The 16,847-nt window shown below is 47.2% G+C and carries 16 protein-coding genes; 11 read left to right on the forward strand and 5 right to left on the reverse strand.

What is annotated here, in order from left to right; all coding sequences use genetic code 11:
* The first annotated feature begins 29 nt into the window (after window positions 1-29).
* A complete protein-coding gene (locus AC1XTG_RS09160) occupies window positions 30-494 on the forward strand; it encodes a ferritin-like domain-containing protein (protein ID WP_484841740.1) in 465 nt (154 codons plus the stop codon).
* 92 nt (window positions 495-586) lie between these two features.
* On the opposite strand, the gene AC1XTG_RS09165 is transcribed toward AC1XTG_RS09160, so the two are convergent.
* The 3 genes from AC1XTG_RS09165 to AC1XTG_RS09175 are packed head-to-tail and all read right to left on the reverse strand — an operon-like array spanning window position 587 to window position 3,014.
* Window positions 587-835 carry a hypothetical protein gene (locus tag AC1XTG_RS09165; RefSeq protein WP_484841741.1) on the reverse strand — a complete coding sequence of 83 codons (249 nt, stop codon included), beginning with the start codon at window positions 833-835 and terminating at the stop codon, window positions 587-589.
* Window positions 836-846: 11 nt separating this feature from the next.
* Window positions 847-1,350: a CinA family protein gene (locus AC1XTG_RS09170; RefSeq protein ID WP_484841742.1), complete on the reverse strand. Its 504-nt coding sequence runs from the start codon at window positions 1,348-1,350 to the stop codon at window positions 847-849.
* Window positions 1,351-1,376: 26 nt separating this feature from the next.
* Window positions 1,377-3,014 (reverse strand): alpha-amylase family glycosyl hydrolase, encoded by a 1,638-nt coding sequence (locus AC1XTG_RS09175; RefSeq protein ID WP_056289461.1) that lies wholly within the window; start codon window positions 3,012-3,014, stop codon window positions 1,377-1,379.
* Between the two features lie 189 nt (window positions 3,015-3,203).
* On the opposite strand from AC1XTG_RS09175, the gene treZ reads away from it, so the two are divergent.
* The 4 genes from treZ to AC1XTG_RS09195 all read left to right on the forward strand — a co-directional run bounded on the left by treZ (window position 3,204) and on the right by AC1XTG_RS09195 (window position 7,331).
* A complete protein-coding gene (treZ, locus tag AC1XTG_RS09180) occupies window positions 3,204-5,060 on the forward strand; it encodes a malto-oligosyltrehalose trehalohydrolase (RefSeq protein ID WP_484841743.1) in 1,857 nt (618 codons plus the stop codon).
* A 44-nt stretch (window positions 5,061-5,104) separates the two neighbouring features.
* Complete coding sequence (locus tag AC1XTG_RS09185) at window positions 5,105-6,073, forward strand: MBL fold metallo-hydrolase (RefSeq protein ID WP_484841744.1); 969 nt, start codon at window positions 5,105-5,107, stop codon at window positions 6,071-6,073.
* Between the two features lie 211 nt (window positions 6,074-6,284).
* On the forward strand, window positions 6,285-6,776 hold the full coding sequence (locus tag AC1XTG_RS09190) for a response regulator (RefSeq protein ID WP_484841745.1): 492 nt from the start codon (window positions 6,285-6,287) through the stop codon (window positions 6,774-6,776).
* A gap of 183 nt (window positions 6,777-6,959) precedes the next feature.
* Window positions 6,960-7,331 carry a hypothetical protein gene (locus tag AC1XTG_RS09195; RefSeq protein WP_484841746.1) on the forward strand — a complete coding sequence of 124 codons (372 nt, stop codon included), beginning with the start codon at window positions 6,960-6,962 and terminating at the stop codon, window positions 7,329-7,331.
* A 238-nt stretch (window positions 7,332-7,569) separates the two neighbouring features.
* On the opposite strand, the gene ligD is transcribed toward AC1XTG_RS09195, so the two are convergent.
* Both ligD and AC1XTG_RS09205 read right to left on the reverse strand, forming a co-directional pair.
* Entirely contained in the window at window positions 7,570-10,299 is a 2,730-nt protein-coding gene (gene ligD / locus AC1XTG_RS09200; protein WP_484841747.1) for a DNA ligase D, read from the reverse strand.
* A gap of 28 nt (window positions 10,300-10,327) precedes the next feature.
* The gene (locus AC1XTG_RS09205) at window positions 10,328-11,077 is read right to left on the reverse strand and encodes a DUF72 domain-containing protein (protein WP_056290529.1); all 750 of its coding nucleotides are present in this window, start codon (window positions 11,075-11,077) and stop codon (window positions 10,328-10,330) included.
* A gap of 112 nt (window positions 11,078-11,189) precedes the next feature.
* On the opposite strand from AC1XTG_RS09205, the gene AC1XTG_RS09210 reads away from it, so the two are divergent.
* The 6 genes from AC1XTG_RS09210 to AC1XTG_RS09235 all read left to right on the forward strand — a co-directional run bounded on the left by AC1XTG_RS09210 (window position 11,190) and on the right by AC1XTG_RS09235 (window position 16,826).
* Window positions 11,190-11,549, forward strand: a complete 360-nt coding sequence (locus tag AC1XTG_RS09210) for a hypothetical protein (RefSeq protein WP_484841748.1) — start codon at window positions 11,190-11,192, stop codon at window positions 11,547-11,549.
* Between the two features lie 115 nt (window positions 11,550-11,664).
* Window positions 11,665-13,065, forward strand: a complete 1,401-nt coding sequence (locus tag AC1XTG_RS09215) for an ATP-binding protein (protein ID WP_056289438.1) — start codon at window positions 11,665-11,667, stop codon at window positions 13,063-13,065.
* Between the two features lie 33 nt (window positions 13,066-13,098).
* Window positions 13,099-14,760 carry an NAD(P)/FAD-dependent oxidoreductase gene (locus AC1XTG_RS09220; RefSeq protein ID WP_056289435.1) on the forward strand — a complete coding sequence of 554 codons (1,662 nt, stop codon included), beginning with the start codon at window positions 13,099-13,101 and terminating at the stop codon, window positions 14,758-14,760.
* Complete coding sequence (locus AC1XTG_RS09225) at window positions 14,760-15,029, forward strand: UBP-type zinc finger domain-containing protein (protein ID WP_056289432.1); 270 nt, start codon at window positions 14,760-14,762, stop codon at window positions 15,027-15,029. The genes AC1XTG_RS09220 and AC1XTG_RS09225 overlap by 1 nt, the downstream gene beginning before the upstream one ends.
* Before the next feature lie 36 nt (window positions 15,030-15,065).
* The gene (locus AC1XTG_RS09230; RefSeq protein ID WP_484841749.1) at window positions 15,066-15,977 is read left to right on the forward strand and encodes a helix-turn-helix domain-containing protein; all 912 of its coding nucleotides are present in this window, start codon (window positions 15,066-15,068) and stop codon (window positions 15,975-15,977) included.
* Window positions 15,978-16,061: 84 nt separating this feature from the next.
* On the forward strand, window positions 16,062-16,826 hold the full coding sequence (locus tag AC1XTG_RS09235; protein WP_056289426.1) for an SDR family NAD(P)-dependent oxidoreductase: 765 nt from the start codon (window positions 16,062-16,064) through the stop codon (window positions 16,824-16,826).
* The last annotated feature ends 21 nt before the right edge of the window (window positions 16,827-16,847 follow it).

Raw genomic sequence — 16,847 nt, forward strand, 5'->3', positions numbered from 1 at the left:
TATAAGCACAACTAAACATGAAAATTGTCATGGCACAAAATTCAGAAATTGTAGAGGTACTAAACGACTTGATTCTGATCAACAACGATCGCATTGAAGGATATAAAAAGGCATCAGACGAAACAAATGCTTCTGATGCAGATCTGAAAACATTATTCAGCAATCTGGCAGAGCATAGCAGACAGCACGTTGCAGAACTTACAACCGAAGTGAATTCACTTGGTGGAGAACCTGCAACCGGTACCATGCTTTCAGGAAAGATATATAGGGCGTGGATGGATGTCAAAGCAGTGTTCAGCAGCAAAGACAGACAAACCGCACTTGAAAATTCAGAATTTGGCGAAGATGCTGCGCAAAAAGCTTATGAGGCAGCATTGAAATCAGACACACTCACACCAGAATTACACGCTATCGTTACAAGACAAAAATCAACTTTGAAAAGCGGTCACGATACAGTGAAAAGACTGCGTGACGCCGAGAAGGTGCTTCATTGACATTATACTTCATCAACAAATAGGAACGAGAAAAGCCGGCATTTAGCCGGCTTTCTTGCTTTTTAGCTGGTAACCAAATTTCAACTCGCCATTTAAGCTTTACCCTTGTTATCCCAGTGATCCTTGGTAAGCTTACCTGACTGATCTTTCACCATCACTCTGGAAAACCTGTCGCCTTTAATGCGGCCTTCCGCGTCAAGACTTCCGATAAACAGCATCACAGGATTGCCGTAATCGTCGGTCTTAAAAGCGATATCGTACCGGCCGAACTTTTGGTTAACCATAGTCGCAGGCGGATACTTCTTGTTCAGCTGCTTCAATAATTTATCGCCGATCTTCATGGTCAATGCGTTTAGGCCGCTTTCTCTTCGGGTTGTGAACGTGGTATTTCCTGCAGGATCAATTTGGCTACCATATCAATGCATTGCAGCATAATCTCTTCCGGGCTTCCCTTAAAAACTTCCCTTGCAGCTACCGACTTATCTTTGAAATAGGCGTGGACAAACATGGTACCAACCGGTTTTTCGGGCGTTTCGCTTCCTCCTGGACATGTTAATCCTGTGACACCAATGTGAATGTCAGCAGGAATAAACGATTGCAGCCGATTTGCGAGTTCCTTGGTCACTTCCGCACTTTCCGGCGTGAACTTTTGGATCATATCAGCGGGAACATGCAGGATGGTCTGTTTCAAAAGTGCATCGTAACATACAAGTCCACCTTTTAATATGGTACCCGACTCGGCGCACAGGGAGAACTCTGCGGCTAACCTCCCCGCGGTTGCACTTTCGGCGAAAGCCACTGACAGGTTCTGAGCTGCCAGTGCTTTGCCACATTCATTAACTATTTGTGAAGGCATATATTTAAAAAGATATAATTTGAAAATCAAGACAGCCTGATCAGCAGACCTTCGTCACCGGCGAGGGTGATGATATCTTCCACCTGCATTCCCACACGCTCGGTTTCAGTTCCAAGTACGATCGTACCCTTATAGCTGGTATTGTTGCGCGGCTTGAAGTAGCAAGGCCGGTGGCTGAGGTTAAGAATGATCAGGAATTTCTCGTCCCCAAACTCCCTGGTGTAGGAAACCAGCTGCTGGTCAGAATAAACCGGACTATAAGCACCGATATTCAATGCAGCGGATTCTTTTCGCAGCGCGATCAGCTTTCTGTAAAAAGCCAGCATGGAATATGGGTTGCTCTTTTGAGTTTCCACATTCACCCTTCCTGAGTTGTAGGGCAGTCTGAGCCAGGGTTTGTTTTGTGAAAAACCGCTGTTGATCTCGCTGCTCCATTGCATTGGCGTACGGGATGGATCGCGGCTTACATTGAGGTCCGGCATGTTCAGTCCCTGCGGGTCTACAATCTCGTTGATAGGAATCGCCACGTCGCGCATTCCGATCTCATCTCCATAATAAATAGTAGGAGTACCGCGCAAGGTCAGCAGCATTAATGCAGCAATTTTAGCTTGCGACCGGCCAATGCGGCTTGAAATCCGTGGCTTGTCGTGATTACTCAAAACCCAGTTTGGCCAGCCCTGAACCGGTAATGCACCTTCATATTCGTCAATAGCAGCGGCAATCCTGGCTGAATCCCACGGCAAGGTCAGAAGCTGAAAGTTGAAAGGCAGATGTGCGCCTTTGTTGTCCAAACCATAATAGGTAACCAGTTTCTGGATTGGCAGATATATTTCCCCGATCAGAACACGGTCGTCATACTGGTCGGTCAGCTCGCGCATCATTCTTACAATATCGTGTACCTCCGGTTGGTCAGTTGAGTATACCGGATTGTAATGGTCATAAATCAGATCATCTGCATTATAGATGGAATCGGGCGAAGGCGGATTGTCCCGCAGCTGTTCGTCCTTGATCATATGCCACATAACATCCACACGGAAACCGTCGATTCCTTTGTCCAGCCAGAATCGCATCACGTCCAGCATCGCCTGTTGTACTTCCGGATTTCGCCAGTTCAAATCAGGCTGTTCTTTCAGAAATGCGTGGTAATAGTATTGTTGGGTTTGTTCGTCCCATTCCCAGGCATGACCTCCGAAAACGCTCAGCCAGTTATTAGGCAATGCGCCGTTTTCGCCTCCGTCGTGCCAGATATACCAGTCGCGCTTCGGGTTATCTTTTGAAGAGCGGCTTTCCAGGAACCAGGGGTGTTGGTCAGAAGTATGGTTTGGGACCAGGTCAAGCAGCAGTTTCATGCCACGGCTGTGTGTCTCGTGCAGCAGCTCGTCGAAATCCTCCATGGTACCGAAAAGCGGGTGAATGCCGCGGTAATCAGAAATGTCATAACCGAAGTCGGCCATTGGTGAAGGATATATCGGTGAGAGCCAGATACAGTCCACGCCCAGCCATTGCAGGTAATCGAGCCGGCTTGTAATTCCTTTTAAATCACCTACACCGTCGCCATTAGAGTCCTGAAAAGAACGCGGATAGATTTGATAGATAACCCCGTGCTGCCACCACAGGTATTTGGTTTGATTCAATGTCTCGGTTCTTGTTTGCTCCGTAATCATATGTAGTGGTGTTTATCAATGTTTTGATTTCCCGCGAGCACTCAAAAATCGCGCCTGCCTGGTTTTGGTGCCGCTTTGCATTAGTATGTGCATTAGGGTTACACATATTTACTACAATTCGGATGGCACAATTTTTAAGCAATCCGGACTTACTTTATTACAAAATCAATCGAAAAAATCACCTTATATATGAAAAGAGCCGGCGCTTGGTACACAGAAACCGGAGTTCAATTCAGAGTATGGGCGCCAGAAAGAAAGCGGATGCGCCTGCAACTTTTTGGCTCAAATGAAGAATTCCATGATATGCAGCCGGTGGGTGAGGGGTATTACGAATTGCATCTGAACAGGGTTCCAAACGGAACTAAATACAAGTTTCTACCGGAAGGCGAGACCGCTTTCCCTGATCCTGCGTCCCAGTTCCAGCCGGAGGGCGTGCATGGTCCGTCGGCCATTGTCGATCATCAATATTTTCAATGGAGTGACCTTTCCTGGAAGGGTCGGGCATTTGATGAGCTGATTATCTACGAGCTTCATATCGGAACATTCACCGCCGAGGGGACATTTGAAGCCGCTGCTGAAAAGCTCCGGGAACTTGCGGCAAGCGGCATTAATGCGATTGAGCTAATGCCTGTTTCGGAGTTTCCGGGAAATCGTAACTGGGGTTATGATGGCACTTACCCATACGCGGTACACAGCGGCTACGGCGGTCCCGACGGATTGAAGCACTTCGTCAATGCGGCACACGAGAATGGGATTGCCGTGATCCTCGACGTCGTTTTTAACCACCTCGGCCCGGAAGGTAACTATCTGCACGAGTTCGGTCCCTATTTCACCGAATGCTATGTGACACCCTGGGGAAAGGCTATCAATATGGACGGAGAGTGGTCGGATGGAGTACGGAATTACTTTTCTGATCTGGTTCCATTCTGGTATGAAGAATATCACCTCGATGGTCTCCGCCTTGATGCGATACATACTATCTACGATAAAGGCGCGGTACATTTCTGGGAGCTGGTGGAGCAGAAACTAAAACAGGCCAGGCAGCGCAATGGGCGCACTTTTCATATGATCGCTGAAAGTGATCTGAACAGTCCGAAAGTGGTAAAAAGCGCCGAGTATGGGGGATATGGGTTCGATGCCCAGTGGCTCGATGATTTTCACCACGCATTTTACGTCATGCTGGACCCGGCAGGGGCTGATCGTTATACAGACTTTGGAAAAGTAGAACAGGTAGCAAAAGCATTCACGGATGGATTTGTGCATAGCGGCGAGTATGTAAAATTCCGCAAGCGTAGGCACGGCGCTTCTTCGGTGGGACTTCCCGGTGACAGTTTTGTCGTATTCAACCTCAATCACGATCAGGTGGGAAACCGCGTTGGAGGGGAGCGGCTTAGTGTACTGGTGGATTTCGAGAGACAAAAGCTCGCGGCTGCCGCCATTATGCTTTCGCCTTACGTGCCCATGTTGTTCATGGGTGAAGAGTATGGAGAAGACACCCCATTTTTCTATTTTGTGAGCCACACCGAAGAGGATTTGATCGAGAAAGTTGTGGAAGGCAGGGCCAGCGAATTTGCTGAATTTGGCTGGGACCAGCAGCCGCCTAATCCGCAGGAAGAGGATACTTTTAAAAGGTCCAAGATTCAGTGGGAGAAGCGAAACACGGGCAAGTACCGGGTATTGCGCGACTGGCATTCCACTTTGATCAAACTCCGGCAAACGCACCCTGCAATAAGAAACTTCAACAAAAATGATGTGCGTGTTCACCTGCTTGGCCCGCAGGCATTTGTGCTCATTCGTTTGAGCGCCGACCAGCAGGTGCAGCTCGCGTGTATATTCAACCTGTCTGATAATACCGTCACCTGGACATTCCCCGAGGATAAGCCACAATGGACCATTCTGCTCGATTCAGCCGAAATGCAGTGGGCAGAGGACGCAGATGCGGCATTGATGCATGATCGGCACGAACGTACACATCTATCGTATAAGGCTTCCGTTGTTGGCGCGGGCGTGAAGGTACTGGAAGCCGCAGGTCCTGTTCAGGCATGATTTTAAATGTAGGAAGGCAAATTTTGGACTTAACTCTGCTTGATATGGAACAAAATGAGATTCAAAAAGATAAATCATACTTCCAGGTAGCGGAAGGGGTTTGGGGACTCACGGATATTTTTACCAATGTATATGTGATCAGAAATGATGCAGATAATTCATGGGTACTGATTGATGCGGGCTTAAAGACAGGTTATGGGAAGATCAAAAAAATGGTCGGCGACCTGTTCGGCGAAAATGCGCGGCCGAGTGCTATTTTGCTCACGCACGGACATTTCGATCATACCGGGTCGTTGAAGAAACTGGCCGAGGAATGGGACGTGCCTGTTTACGCGCATTATCTCGAACTCCCTTATTTGCAGGGTAAATCAGCATACCCGCCACCAGATCCTTCTGTCGGCGGCGGACTGATGTCATACTTTTCAGAGTTTTACCCAAAGCATTCTGCCGATGTGATCGACAGAGTGGAAGCATTTCCGGGAATAGGCCACGATGTGCCAGGGTTGCCGGAATGGAAATACATGCATACACCGGGCCATTCGCCGGGTCACGTCAGCTTCTGGCGTGAAAAAGACAAAGTGCTCATTGCCGGCGACGCATTTGTTACCACCGCCGCAGAGTCGGCCTTCTCGGTAATGACACAAAGCAAAATCATTTCTGGTCCGCCCAAGTATTTCACCTGTAACTGGCTGGAAGCCGAGAGCTCTGTGGAGATGCTCGCCTCCCTGTTACCAGAAGTAGTTGCAACCGGGCACGGAAAACCGATGAACGGGAAGGAAATGCAGCAGGAGTTGCTGGAACTTGCTTACTATTTTCAGGAGCAAGCCGTGCCGAAGAAAGGACGATACGTGATGTCGCCTGCCATTACCGATAGTCAGGGAGTTGTTTCCCTGCCGAAGGAAGGCTCTAACCCCGTTGAAGTATTTCTGACGATCAGCGCAGCAGCTGCTGTAACAGCTATTGGAATTGCACTGTATGCCAGATTTAAGAACGAGCGAAGCTACCGTTTGTAGTTCCTGATTCAAATGGACCCGCACCTGAAAAGCGTGCGGGTTTTTTGTTGACCAATGTCACCGGTTTCCCGCATTCCCCATGTTACAAAACCGGCGATTCAGGTACTTCGTACACAGTTGTACCGGTAGCTCAATTTAGTATGTGCCTGGTACAATTTTTGCACTCTACACGGTGCTAATTCATCAGAGCAGTAAAACCTGAACCAGATTTATGGAGAAAAAAGAAGTCTATCTAGTTGACGATTCAGCCGATCATCGCTTATTGGTACGCACTATTTTTAAGGAATTTCTGCCAAACTATCACGTAAGATTTTTTCAGGGTGCGAATGAGCTTTATCAGTTTATGATATTGCAGTCGTCTCCGGAATATGCAGGAAGGCGGCCTGGCCTGATCATCCTTGATTTAAAAATGCCCAATATCGACGGCTATGATCTATTGAGATTGCTGAGAAAAACGCCGGATAATCATGTAACCCGCTGGTCTACAATCCCGGTAATAATCCTGACCCATAGTTCCTCGGATGTAGATATCCAGAAGTGCTATGAAGCGGGGGCGAGTTCTTTTATGATCAAACCGGTGGAGTTTGAAGAATTGCGCTTCCTGATCGAAACCATTTGCCACTATTGGCTGGACTACAATTTACTTCCGCCGGCGAAAACTTCCGAGAACCGCCTGAAAGAGTCTGAAAACGAAAATTCGTGATCGTGCTTAGCTGGTCAAAATGCCGCAATTGCTCCTCAATATCTCAAAAAAGATGTGGGGAGCAAATGTTTTTGGCGGCGTATTGTGACCACTCGCTAACAACATTAGCCGTTCACTAAATGAAATGTTTCAATCGTGTGAGTTCACCCTTTAATTTGGTCCCAACTAATAAAAAAAGCAGCTGTGGAAATCACTAACAGAGAATTCGGAGCAACAATTATACTGATTTGCATGATCGCTTACTGGGGCTATTCATCGATCAGAAAGCGGATCAGAGAGGAGAGAAAGAGGAGGATATTGAAAGAAGGAGTAGAGGCAAATGCAACCGTACTCAACATTACCCCGACGGGTGAGTACCTGAATAACCAGCCCGAGTTTCAGGTGAAAGTTAAAATCAAACCGGAACAAGGGGAAGATTTCGTCGCAGAGATGACGGAAGTGCTGTGCTATTCCAAATACGATAAGATCAGACGGGGAGGACAGGTGCTGGTTAAGTATGACCCGGAATATTATGAGCGGGTGATATTCCTGCAAGCTGCTGAATCGCTCGCCTGATCACTTCTTCTATTTTAAAATTGTAAGGATCAGGCGTAAATGGAATGATGGATTGGAGGAGTGGGAGAGTAAAAGTAAGTGTGTGTATAGGTTTAAATCATAGTGTGTGTGTTACCCACTTCATTAAGCTGTCACAAACAAAATAGTTGAGACACTTCTTTACAAAGTTTGTTGAGTAACAGGCAAGATCCAGTTAACCATCGGTTTTGGCAAGGCAAAATTCATTGCACAGTTCCCGCTAACTAAGCTCACCAGCCGTTTCTATCTTCGAGATTACTGCTTCCAGGTCTATCCCTTTTCCTAAAACAGGCTTGAACAAATCACCTTCGCTGCGGGCTCTTTCCACTGCATTCTTAATTGTAAAATCACGCAGTTGCAATCCTTCCTTTACCTCATCCCAATGCAACGGCATAGATACCGTCGCACCTGGCTTCGGCCTCACTGAGTACGGCGCCGCCAATGTAGCCTTCGGCCTGTTTTGCAGGTAATCAATGTACAATTTGCCTTTCCTGTTTTTCGTCATCCGCTCAATGCTCGTGAATTTCGGCAGTTCCTGCTGAACCTGGCTCGCTACCCATTGTGCAAACATCTGGCATTGATCGTAGTTGTATTTTGCGGCCAGGGGAATGTAAATGTGCAGTCCGGTGGAGCCGGAAGTCTTGCAATAGCTCTCGACCTGAATGGAATCAAGCAGCTGTTTGATGGTTTGGGCAGTCAGAATAACCTGTTCAAAAGTGTTGGTAGTATCAGGGTCGAGATCGAGCAGGCACCAGTCGGGGTTATCAGGTGCTGCGGTGGTACTGTTCCAGGGATTCACATCAATGCACCCCAGATTAACTGTATAAAGCAAAGCAGCCTCATTGTTACACAGCATAAAATTCTTCTTTTCACCCTCTGATTCGTAGGGGAAAGTCTCGATCCATTCAGGTACTTTGCCGGTCACATCTTTCTGGTAAAAGCTTTTCCCATTGATCCCGTTCGGAAAGCGGTTCAGCGAAAGCGGGCGGTTTTCAAGGTATGGGATGATGAATGGCGCAATCTGGTAGTAGTAATTGATCAGGTCGCGTTTTGTAAACTTTTCCTCAGGCCAGAAAACCTTGCCCAAGTTCGAGAACTTGATCTCCTGCCCGTTGACCTTCCTTACCTGTGTTTCATCCTTCGGGTTTAAAAGTGATTTTCGTTCCGCTTTTGCAGGCGCTTTGATCACCTCAGGCGCCTCTGGCTCTTTCTGTTCGGGTTTCTCCTTTTCTGCAACAATTGCCTCGGTAGGTTGCTGCACTTCTCTCACCACATCTTTGGCGGCTTTGTCTTCCCGCATTCCCTCAAAAGAAGGATGTCTGAACACGCCGTCAGAAGTGATTTCCGCAAAGCTCACTTCACAAACAAGCTCCGGTTTAAGCCAGGTTGCATCTGCTTTCGGCGGGTTAGGACGGAAACGCGATGGTTTGTTATAGTCCGGTGTTTGTTCAAAAGGGCTTTCTTTGATGATCAGCGGTTTGAACATCGCGAGCATTTCACGCTGCTGCTTGTCTTTAAAGCCGGTCCCCACTTTGCCCACATATTGCAAAACGCCATTCTCGTAAGCTCCCAGCAGCAGCGAGCTGAAAGGTTTGGATGTACCCGCGTTTTGCGTATACCCCGCCACGATTACTTCCTGCCGCTTGTTGATCTTTATTTTTAGCCAATCCTTCGTTCTCACTCCCGGAATGTAGGTGCTGTCCGATCTTTTGGCAATAATACCTTCCAATCCCATTCCTTTGGCTGCCTCGAAGAATGCAGCTCCCTCAGCTGCAATGCTGTAACCCAGCTTGGCAGGACTATCGTCGTCTATTATGTTTTGTAAAATGGCTTTTCTATCCGAAAGCGGCAGTCCGGTAAGATCCTTGCCGTCCAGCCAGAGAATATCAAAAACATAGTATACCAACTGCCCGTCGGCTTCGCTGCGCCAGTTTTGCAGCGCATTGAAATCCGACTGCCCATTTTCTTTGATCACCACAATTTCCCCATCAAGTACCGCATTCAGCTTCCACGATTTGAGTGCATCGTAAACAGGATAGAATTTCTCATTGAAGGACTTTTTATTCCTCGATTTGATCTCGACTTCTCCTTTATTAAGGTAAGCCACTGCGCGGTATCCGTCCCATTTAACTTCGTATTCCCAGCCGGGATCGTCAAAAGGCTCGTCCACAAGTGTCGCGAGCATGGGGATCAGTGTTTCAGGAAATGGCGCTTTTGGGGCTTTTTTTAAGATGTCCGCTGTTTTTTTTTTAGCCTCAGTTTTAGAAGGTCCGTCTGCCTGCTCTTCAAGCACCTCATTGGCACCGGCCGTGCTTTTAGCCGGCTTGGCGCTCTTTTTCTTTTTGTCTTCCTCAGGCTCTCCGTACACTTCGTGATCCGGATTTTCTTCTATTCCTTTCAGTGTTTTTCGTGAAATCACTGAGCGGTCTTTTTTTGTTATATCTTCTTCACTGGCAAATTTGTCGCGGTGCTTGATCAGCAGCCACGAATTCTCTTCCATGTGGGTTTTGACCAATGCAAATTCACCATTCAGCTTTTTGCCCTTTAACCTGATTTTCAAAGAGCCAGAGTTCAGTTCTTTCAGGAGCATTTTCTCCATGTCTTTTTTAGACTCCGCTTTTTCAAGAGGCTCATACGTACCAAAGTCCCAGACCATCACGGTACCTGCACCGTAATTTCCTTCCGGGATAATCCCTTCAAAGTCCTTGTAATCGTAAGGGTGATCCTCAACCATCATTGCCAGCCGCTTTACCGAGGGATCAGTGGAGGGCCCCTTTGGTACCGCCCAGCTTTTCAAAACCCCGTCCATTTCGAGTCTGAAATCGTAATGCAGGCGGGAAGCGTCATGTTTCTGGATCACAAAAATGAGTTCGTCCGACTTCGCCTTGCCGCCTTTTGGTTCGGGCGTTTCGTCAAACTTCCTTTTCTCATTGTACTTTGATAAGCTCATGATTATTCAGGTTTTTAGGTTAAAGCATTCAGGAAAGTTCATTCACACAGCTTTGAAGCATTGCGGCATTTCTCAGCGCGTGACCATTGACATCATTGTTGAAAAATGCCCAAATATTGTGCCCCTTATTTTTCCATTCCACCAGCTTTTCTGCATAGTCACGGATCATCTGCTCAGGGTAGGAGGAGCTGTATAGTTGGCGCGGACCGTGAAAGCGGATGAAAACATCTTTGGCGGTCAGCTCTTCATAATAAGGGTACCTGTCGGATTGCGCGATAACAAGGGTGATCTTGTGCCGGCGCATCAGACGTATACTTTCCTCCGAAAACCAGGATTCGTGCCGCACTTCCATCGCAAACCGATAGTCGCTGTATTCTTGCGAAAGTAGTTCGTACAAATGGGTAACTACCTCTTCATCAAACCTGACGGCAGCAGGAAGCTGGATCAGGATTGGTCCGAGATGTGTTTTGAATGGTTCGAAAATCTGGAAAAAGCGCTGCAAAGGCTCCTCGGGATCATGCAGCTTTTTAAGGTGACTGAGGTACCTGCTCATTTTCGGGCAAAACAGAAAACCTTCCGGAACGGTATCGATCCACTTCTTAACCGTGCTTTTCAGGGGTAGTCTGTAAAAGCTGCTGTTCAGCTCGGAAACACGAAAATGTGTGGCATAAAAGGAGAGGTAATCTCCCGGTTTTACTTCCGGGGGATAAAAGATGTTCGCCCAGTGCTTATAGCTCCAACCGGACGTGCCAATGTGAATGTTAGTTTCGTACTGCATCTTTCTCACGTTCAACACCGCAGCTATTTCAATAATCATACCGCTGTCTCACACATAGCAGGAATAATTTTTGCGTTTGATCGCTCTAAGGTGTACTTATAAAAACTGAATTATGAGCGTGATAGACATTCTTGGAGAACAGGAAGAAACATTGGGGACTGCTGACGATTTGAGAGAAGAGATTGTCCTGGAATCGTTACAACCCGAACTTTCCGGCAGTCTGGTGAAGATCGAGTTTGAAACTTCCATTGGTTTATGCAGGGGCTACTATCATGTGAGCGAGCTGGGCCACGAGGAGATCAACCTTGAAGAAGAATCACTTGGCCTGCTACAAAAGCTGTTTCCTGGCTGTAATGGCGCATTTGTACATCAGAATAACCGCGACTGGGTGGAGCTGAGCATTGTTGAAGTCATGCAGGGAATTCCGGAATATAAAATATATAACCGCATTGTAACGCCAGGTGCAGCCTGACGCAGGGCCGACTGATTTTACCGGCCTTTTCAGCAGGTTCAACCTGATATTTTCGTGTCAAATCCTGATTAATATCGTAATTAGGGTCTGATAAATACCACAACGCTTCCCATTTATGAAAAATATCAGTGTTCAGGACTTGAAGGCTATCCCTGTCTTCGCAGATGTTCCTGAGGATCAGCTGCAATGGATGATTGATAAGAGCAATCACTACGAGTTGCAGGAGGGTGAATTTCTTGGTAAACCGGAGGAGCCGCTCAATGGTACGCACATTCTCTTTTCGGGCCGGGTTGAACTTTACCGCATTCAAAACAACTCCAAGCATACAATTTCAGAATTGCTCCCAGGTACTGTCACGGGCATTCTGCCGTTTTCCCGCGGCAAGGTAGGTGTTGCATTTGCACAATGCCTTGAAGCGACCCAAATCATGACCTTCCCGAAGGAGCTGCTGCACGAGCTTATTGTCAATAATTATGAGCTTACCCAGGCGCTGGTAGTGGTTATGACTTCCCGCGTTCGCGAGTTTACAGAGCTTGAACAGCAGAATGAAAAAATGATGGCTTTGGGGAAATTGTCGGCAGGACTGGCGCACGAACTGAACAATCCTGCGGCGGCTATTGTGAGAGGATCGGTCTCATTGAAGAAACATTTGCTGATGCAGCCCGGCGATTTCAAAAAACTGATCTCCATTCATTTGTCTCCCGAGGAAGTGGATGTGATCAATAATAAAATGACCGCCATTCTGGGGAATACCAACCGGCCTGTACTCAGTATGATGAAAAGGTCGGAAAAGGAAGATGAAATACTTGACTGGCTCGATGACAATAACATTGCCGGCTGCGAGGATATTGCTGATAACCTGGTGGAGTTTGGAATCAGTGAAGAAGATCTGGAAGATTTGAAAAGCAAGATCAACAAAGACGATCTTTCGCCGATTTTGCTTTGGATCAACAACAGTCTGACCACAGAAAGAATGGTAGCTGATATCCAGGAAGCCTCCAAGCGCATTGCTGATCTGGTAGGATCAGTGAAAACCTTCACACACATGGACAGGGGTGGAGAGCGTGAGATTGTGGACATTCATACCGGTATCCGGAATACGATCACAATGCTCAACTACAAGCTGAAAAAAGGCAATATCAAGGTAATTGAAGACTTCAACACTGATTTGCCGAAGATTAAAGCAATGGTGGGCGAGCTAAACCAGGTATGGACCAACCTCATTGACAATGCAATTGACGCACTGGAAGGGCAGCCTGAGCCTGAGCTGCGCATTGTAACCACACTGGATAAGGAGTTTGTGAAAGTGGGTATCTGCGATAATGGACCGGGAATATCCAAAGAGATCCGTTCCAAGATATTCGACCCGTTTTTCACTACCAAGTCCGTTGGAAAAGGAACAGGGCTGGGATTGGACGTGGTCATGCGCATTGTGAAGCAGCATCACGGGTCAGTAACCTTGCATTCGGAGCCAGGGAAAACCGAGTTTCTGGTTTGTTTCCCGATTAATGGATAAATTAGTTTCTGCATTCATAAACAACATTTCACTATGGGTTTGCCCATTATATTTTCAATTGACGACGATCCTCAGGTTTTAAGGGCTATCAGCCGCGATCTCAAATCCCATTACCGGGATAAATACAAGGTACTCAGCACTACATCGGTGGCCGAAGCAATGGAAAGCTTGCTCGAACTGCAGAACAAGGGAGAAGAAATCGCGATCTTTATTTCGGACCAGCGTATGCCCGAAATGCAGGGGGTCGACTTTCTTGAAAAAGCCAAAGTACTTTTTCCATTTGCCAAAAAAGTATTGTTGACTGCTTATTCCGATACCGAAGCCGCGATTAAGGCGATTAATGATGTGCAGCTGGATTATTACCTGATGAAACCCTGGGATCCGCCAGAGGAAAAGCTTTATCCGGCATTGGACGAGCTGCTGAGAGACTGGCAGGCCAACTACCGTCCCGATTTCAAAGGCATTAAAGTGTTAGGTTACCAATTCTCACCTAAATCTCACGAGCTCAAAGACTTCCTGGCCGGAAACCTGGTGCCTTATACCTGGCTTGATGCTGAGTCCAACGAACTTGGAAAGCAGATCAGGACCACCAACAACCTTTGTCCAGTTGATTTTCCGGCTATCATATTTGAAGACGGGAGTCTTCTGAAAACACCGTCGCTCATTGAAGTAGCCGAGCGGATCGGTTTGAATGCAAAAACCAAGCAGCAGATTTACGATGTGATCATCATTGGTGCAGGTCCTGCGGGTCTTGCCGCTTCGGTGTATGGAGCGTCGGAAGGTTTAAGTACTTTATTGATCGAGCGAAAAGCACCTGGCGGACAGGCAGGTACAAGTTCACGTATTGAAAATTACCTGGGCTTTCCGATGGGTCTCAGCGGAGCGGAACTTACCCGCCGCGCGGTGACACAAGCGACACGTTTTGGTACCGAAATGCTTTCTCCGCAATCAGTAAAGGAGATTAAGCTGAAAGATAAATACAAGACGATTGTACTTGGCGACGACAGCGAGATCAATGCGAAGGCGGTTGTCATTACAACTGGTGTGGACTACAGAAAGCTGGAAACCCAGGGAATTGAGGAGTTTACAGGAAAAGGGATTTACTACGGAGCGGCGAGTACAGAGGCTACTTCCTGCGGCAATAAGGATGTATATGTACTGGGTGGCGGCAATTCTGCGGGCCAGGCGGCGATGTATTTATCCAAATTTGCGAGAAATGTCTTCATTATTGTCCGCAAAAATGATCTTACCTCTTCCATGTCTTCCTACCTGATCGACCAGATCAGGGGGACGGAAAACATCAGTGTACTGGGCTGTACGGAAATTGTCGAAGCTGCGGGAAGTGACCGGCTTGAATCACTGAAACTGGTAGATCTGAACTCAAATGAGCAGCGGACGGTACCTGCGGATGCACTTTTTATCTTCATTGGTGCGCGGCCGTACACGGATTGGGTAGGTCTTGAAATTATTAAAAACAGCAAAGGCTTCATTGAAACAGGCCGGGAAATGAAGGGATATAGCAATTTCAAGCAGATATGGAAGGCAGACCGTGACCCTTACCTGCTCGAAACCAGCTCACCGGGAATATTTGCAGCAGGCGACGTACGTGCCGGCGCGATGAACCGGGTTACCTCGGCAGTAGGTGAAGGATCAATGTCAATCAGTTTTGTTCATCAATATTTAAGTGAGGTATAATGGACCAGGTTTGTAAGCATATCAGTGAAATAACGGAGTTGAAAACGCCGCGTGAGCACGTTTGTGAAGAGTGCGTGAAAGTGGATGGGCGGTGGTTGCATTTGCGCACCTGCCAGACCTGTGGCGTGACGCTTTGCTGCGACAGCTCACCCGCTACGCACATGACAAAGCACTTCAATGAGACGGGTCACCCGGTAGTGATCTCCGCTGAGCCGGGCGAAAACTGGCTGTGGTGTTACGAAGACGAAGCATTTGTAAGATATACCTGAGATCAGGAAGAGATTTGATTTTCGTAAGTTTGCGGCATGCAGAAAGCAACAACGCTCGAAGTATTCTACAATGAAACTTCGCAACTTATTCCGACGCAGATTCAGAAAGAGATCGGGCACTTCAATGTGTTCCGGACGGAAGACTTATACCGTGGGGGAAAGCACCAGCAAATGCCTTACAACCGGCGTGCTTACTATAAAATCAGTTTGATCCTCGGCAAGAACCGGGCGGAGTACGCGGACAAGGTAATTGATATTGAGAGTAATGCATTACTGTTTGCTACACCTCAGATACCCTATAACTACATCCCGCTTGACGACCAGCAAGCGGGTATGTTTTGCATTTTTTCCGAGGATTTTCTGACGCAGGATAATAGCGGAATCAGATTAAAAGAACTTCCTGTTTTTAAACCTGGTGGCAACCCGATCTTTTTTCTCACCGAGCCTCAGATTGAGGAAGTAAACCTGATCTTCTCCAAGATATTCCGGGAGATGAATTCGGATTATACCTATAAATACGATTTGCTGCGAAACTATGTAATCGAGCTGATTCATTTTGGTCAGAAGTTACAGCCTGCTTCCACGCTTTTTACTGAAACCAATGCCTACAAGCGGGTTTCCTCCTTGTTTATGGAGTTGTTGGAAAGGCAATTTCCCATTGAGCCGCCCCATCAGAAACTCACATTCCGCTCGGCGAAAGACTTCGCTGATCAGCTGTCGATCCACGTTAATTATCTCAATAAGGTCTTAAAAGAGATTACCGGAAAAACGACCACCGAGCTGATCACGGAGCGCATCATCAGGGAATCCAAGATATTGTTAAAACACACGGACTGGAATGTGTCTGAAATCGCATACAGTCTAGGTTTCGAGGAGACTTCGCATTTCAACAACCTTTTCAAGAAACATACAACCCTGAACCCGCGTGCATTCCGGAGCAGCATTTGAATTTCGTAAGTTTTGATTTGATCGCGGCAAATTTCCTGTCTGGTACACTTTTACTTTTGTTCATCAATTAAAACAAAACAAAAGATGAAATCAGATAGCAAAATAGCACTTGTCACCGGCGCCGGCCGTGGTCTTGGAAAAAACATGGCATTATCACTTGCGGCAAAAGGAAATGATGTGATCGTTATTTACAACAGTAGCGAAAAGGAGGCACTGGATGTAGTTTCGGAAATCGAAGGATTGGGTCAACAGGCAGTAGCACTGCAATTGAATACTGCAGATACCCAAACTTTCGACGGGTTTTTCGAAAACTTATCACGCGTATTAAATGAGAAATGGGGACGCAGTACTTTCGATTTCCTGATCAATAATGCAGGTATCGACAGGTATTCTCCATTTGCGAAGACCTCTGAGCAGGACTTTGACGATTTGATGAATGTTCATTTCAAAGGGGTTTACTTCCTGACACAAAAGGCGCTCCCATTTATTGCAGATCAGGGGCGCATCGTCAATCTATCCACGGGACTGGCCCGCTTTACCAATCCAGGCTACGCCGCTTACGCATCTATGAAGGGCGCTGTGGAAGTGTTGACGAGGTATCTAGCGAAAGAACTCGGCGCACGCGGCATTACGGCCAATACAGTAGCTCCGGGCATCATTCACACCGATTTTACGAAACGCGCCTTTGAGTCGCACCCGGGCCTGGAGGATCACATGAACAGTATCACTGCGCTTGGCAGGGTTGGTCAGCCTGATGATATCGGTGGGGTAGTAGCCTTCCTTTGTTCGGACGAGTCGCGCTGGGTAAATGGACAACGTATAGAAGTATCTGGCGGAATGAACTTGTAAGGTTCGCTAAGTTCTTTCCGT

It is taken from the genome of Dyadobacter sp. HNCC25DJ183 (assembly GCF_056895175.1).

What these genes read in the sequence shown, in the direction of transcription:
- AC1XTG_RS09225 (WP_056289432.1), top strand. Translation starts at nt 14,760, where the DNA reads ATGGACCAGGTTTGTAAGCATATCAGTGAAATAACGGAGTTGAAAACG.
- AC1XTG_RS09190 (WP_484841745.1), top strand. Translation starts at nt 6,285, where the DNA reads ATGGAGAAAAAAGAAGTCTATCTAGTTGACGATTCAGCCGATCATCGC.
- AC1XTG_RS09230 (WP_484841749.1), top strand. Translation starts at nt 15,066, where the DNA reads ATGCAGAAAGCAACAACGCTCGAAGTATTCTACAATGAAACTTCGCAA.
- treZ (WP_484841743.1), top strand. Translation starts at nt 3,204, where the DNA reads ATGAAAAGAGCCGGCGCTTGGTACACAGAAACCGGAGTTCAATTCAGA.
- AC1XTG_RS09220 (WP_056289435.1), top strand. Translation starts at nt 13,099, where the DNA reads ATGGGTTTGCCCATTATATTTTCAATTGACGACGATCCTCAGGTTTTA.
- AC1XTG_RS09215 (WP_056289438.1), top strand. Translation starts at nt 11,665, where the DNA reads ATGAAAAATATCAGTGTTCAGGACTTGAAGGCTATCCCTGTCTTCGCA.
- AC1XTG_RS09165 (WP_484841741.1), bottom strand. Translation starts at nt 835, where the DNA reads ATGAAGATCGGCGATAAATTATTGAAGCAGCTGAACAAGAAGTATCCG.
- AC1XTG_RS09210 (WP_484841748.1), top strand. Translation starts at nt 11,190, where the DNA reads ATGAGCGTGATAGACATTCTTGGAGAACAGGAAGAAACATTGGGGACT.
- AC1XTG_RS09160 (WP_484841740.1), top strand. Translation starts at nt 30, where the DNA reads ATGGCACAAAATTCAGAAATTGTAGAGGTACTAAACGACTTGATTCTG.
- AC1XTG_RS09185 (WP_484841744.1), top strand. Translation starts at nt 5,105, where the DNA reads ATGGAACAAAATGAGATTCAAAAAGATAAATCATACTTCCAGGTAGCG.
- AC1XTG_RS09175 (WP_056289461.1), bottom strand. Translation starts at nt 3,014, where the DNA reads ATGATTACGGAGCAAACAAGAACCGAGACATTGAATCAAACCAAATAC.
- AC1XTG_RS09235 (WP_056289426.1), top strand. Translation starts at nt 16,062, where the DNA reads ATGAAATCAGATAGCAAAATAGCACTTGTCACCGGCGCCGGCCGTGGT.
- AC1XTG_RS09205 (WP_056290529.1), bottom strand. Translation starts at nt 11,077, where the DNA reads ATGCAGTACGAAACTAACATTCACATTGGCACGTCCGGTTGGAGCTAT.
- ligD (WP_484841747.1), bottom strand. Translation starts at nt 10,299, where the DNA reads ATGAGCTTATCAAAGTACAATGAGAAAAGGAAGTTTGACGAAACGCCC.
- AC1XTG_RS09170 (WP_484841742.1), bottom strand. Translation starts at nt 1,350, where the DNA reads ATGCCTTCACAAATAGTTAATGAATGTGGCAAAGCACTGGCAGCTCAG.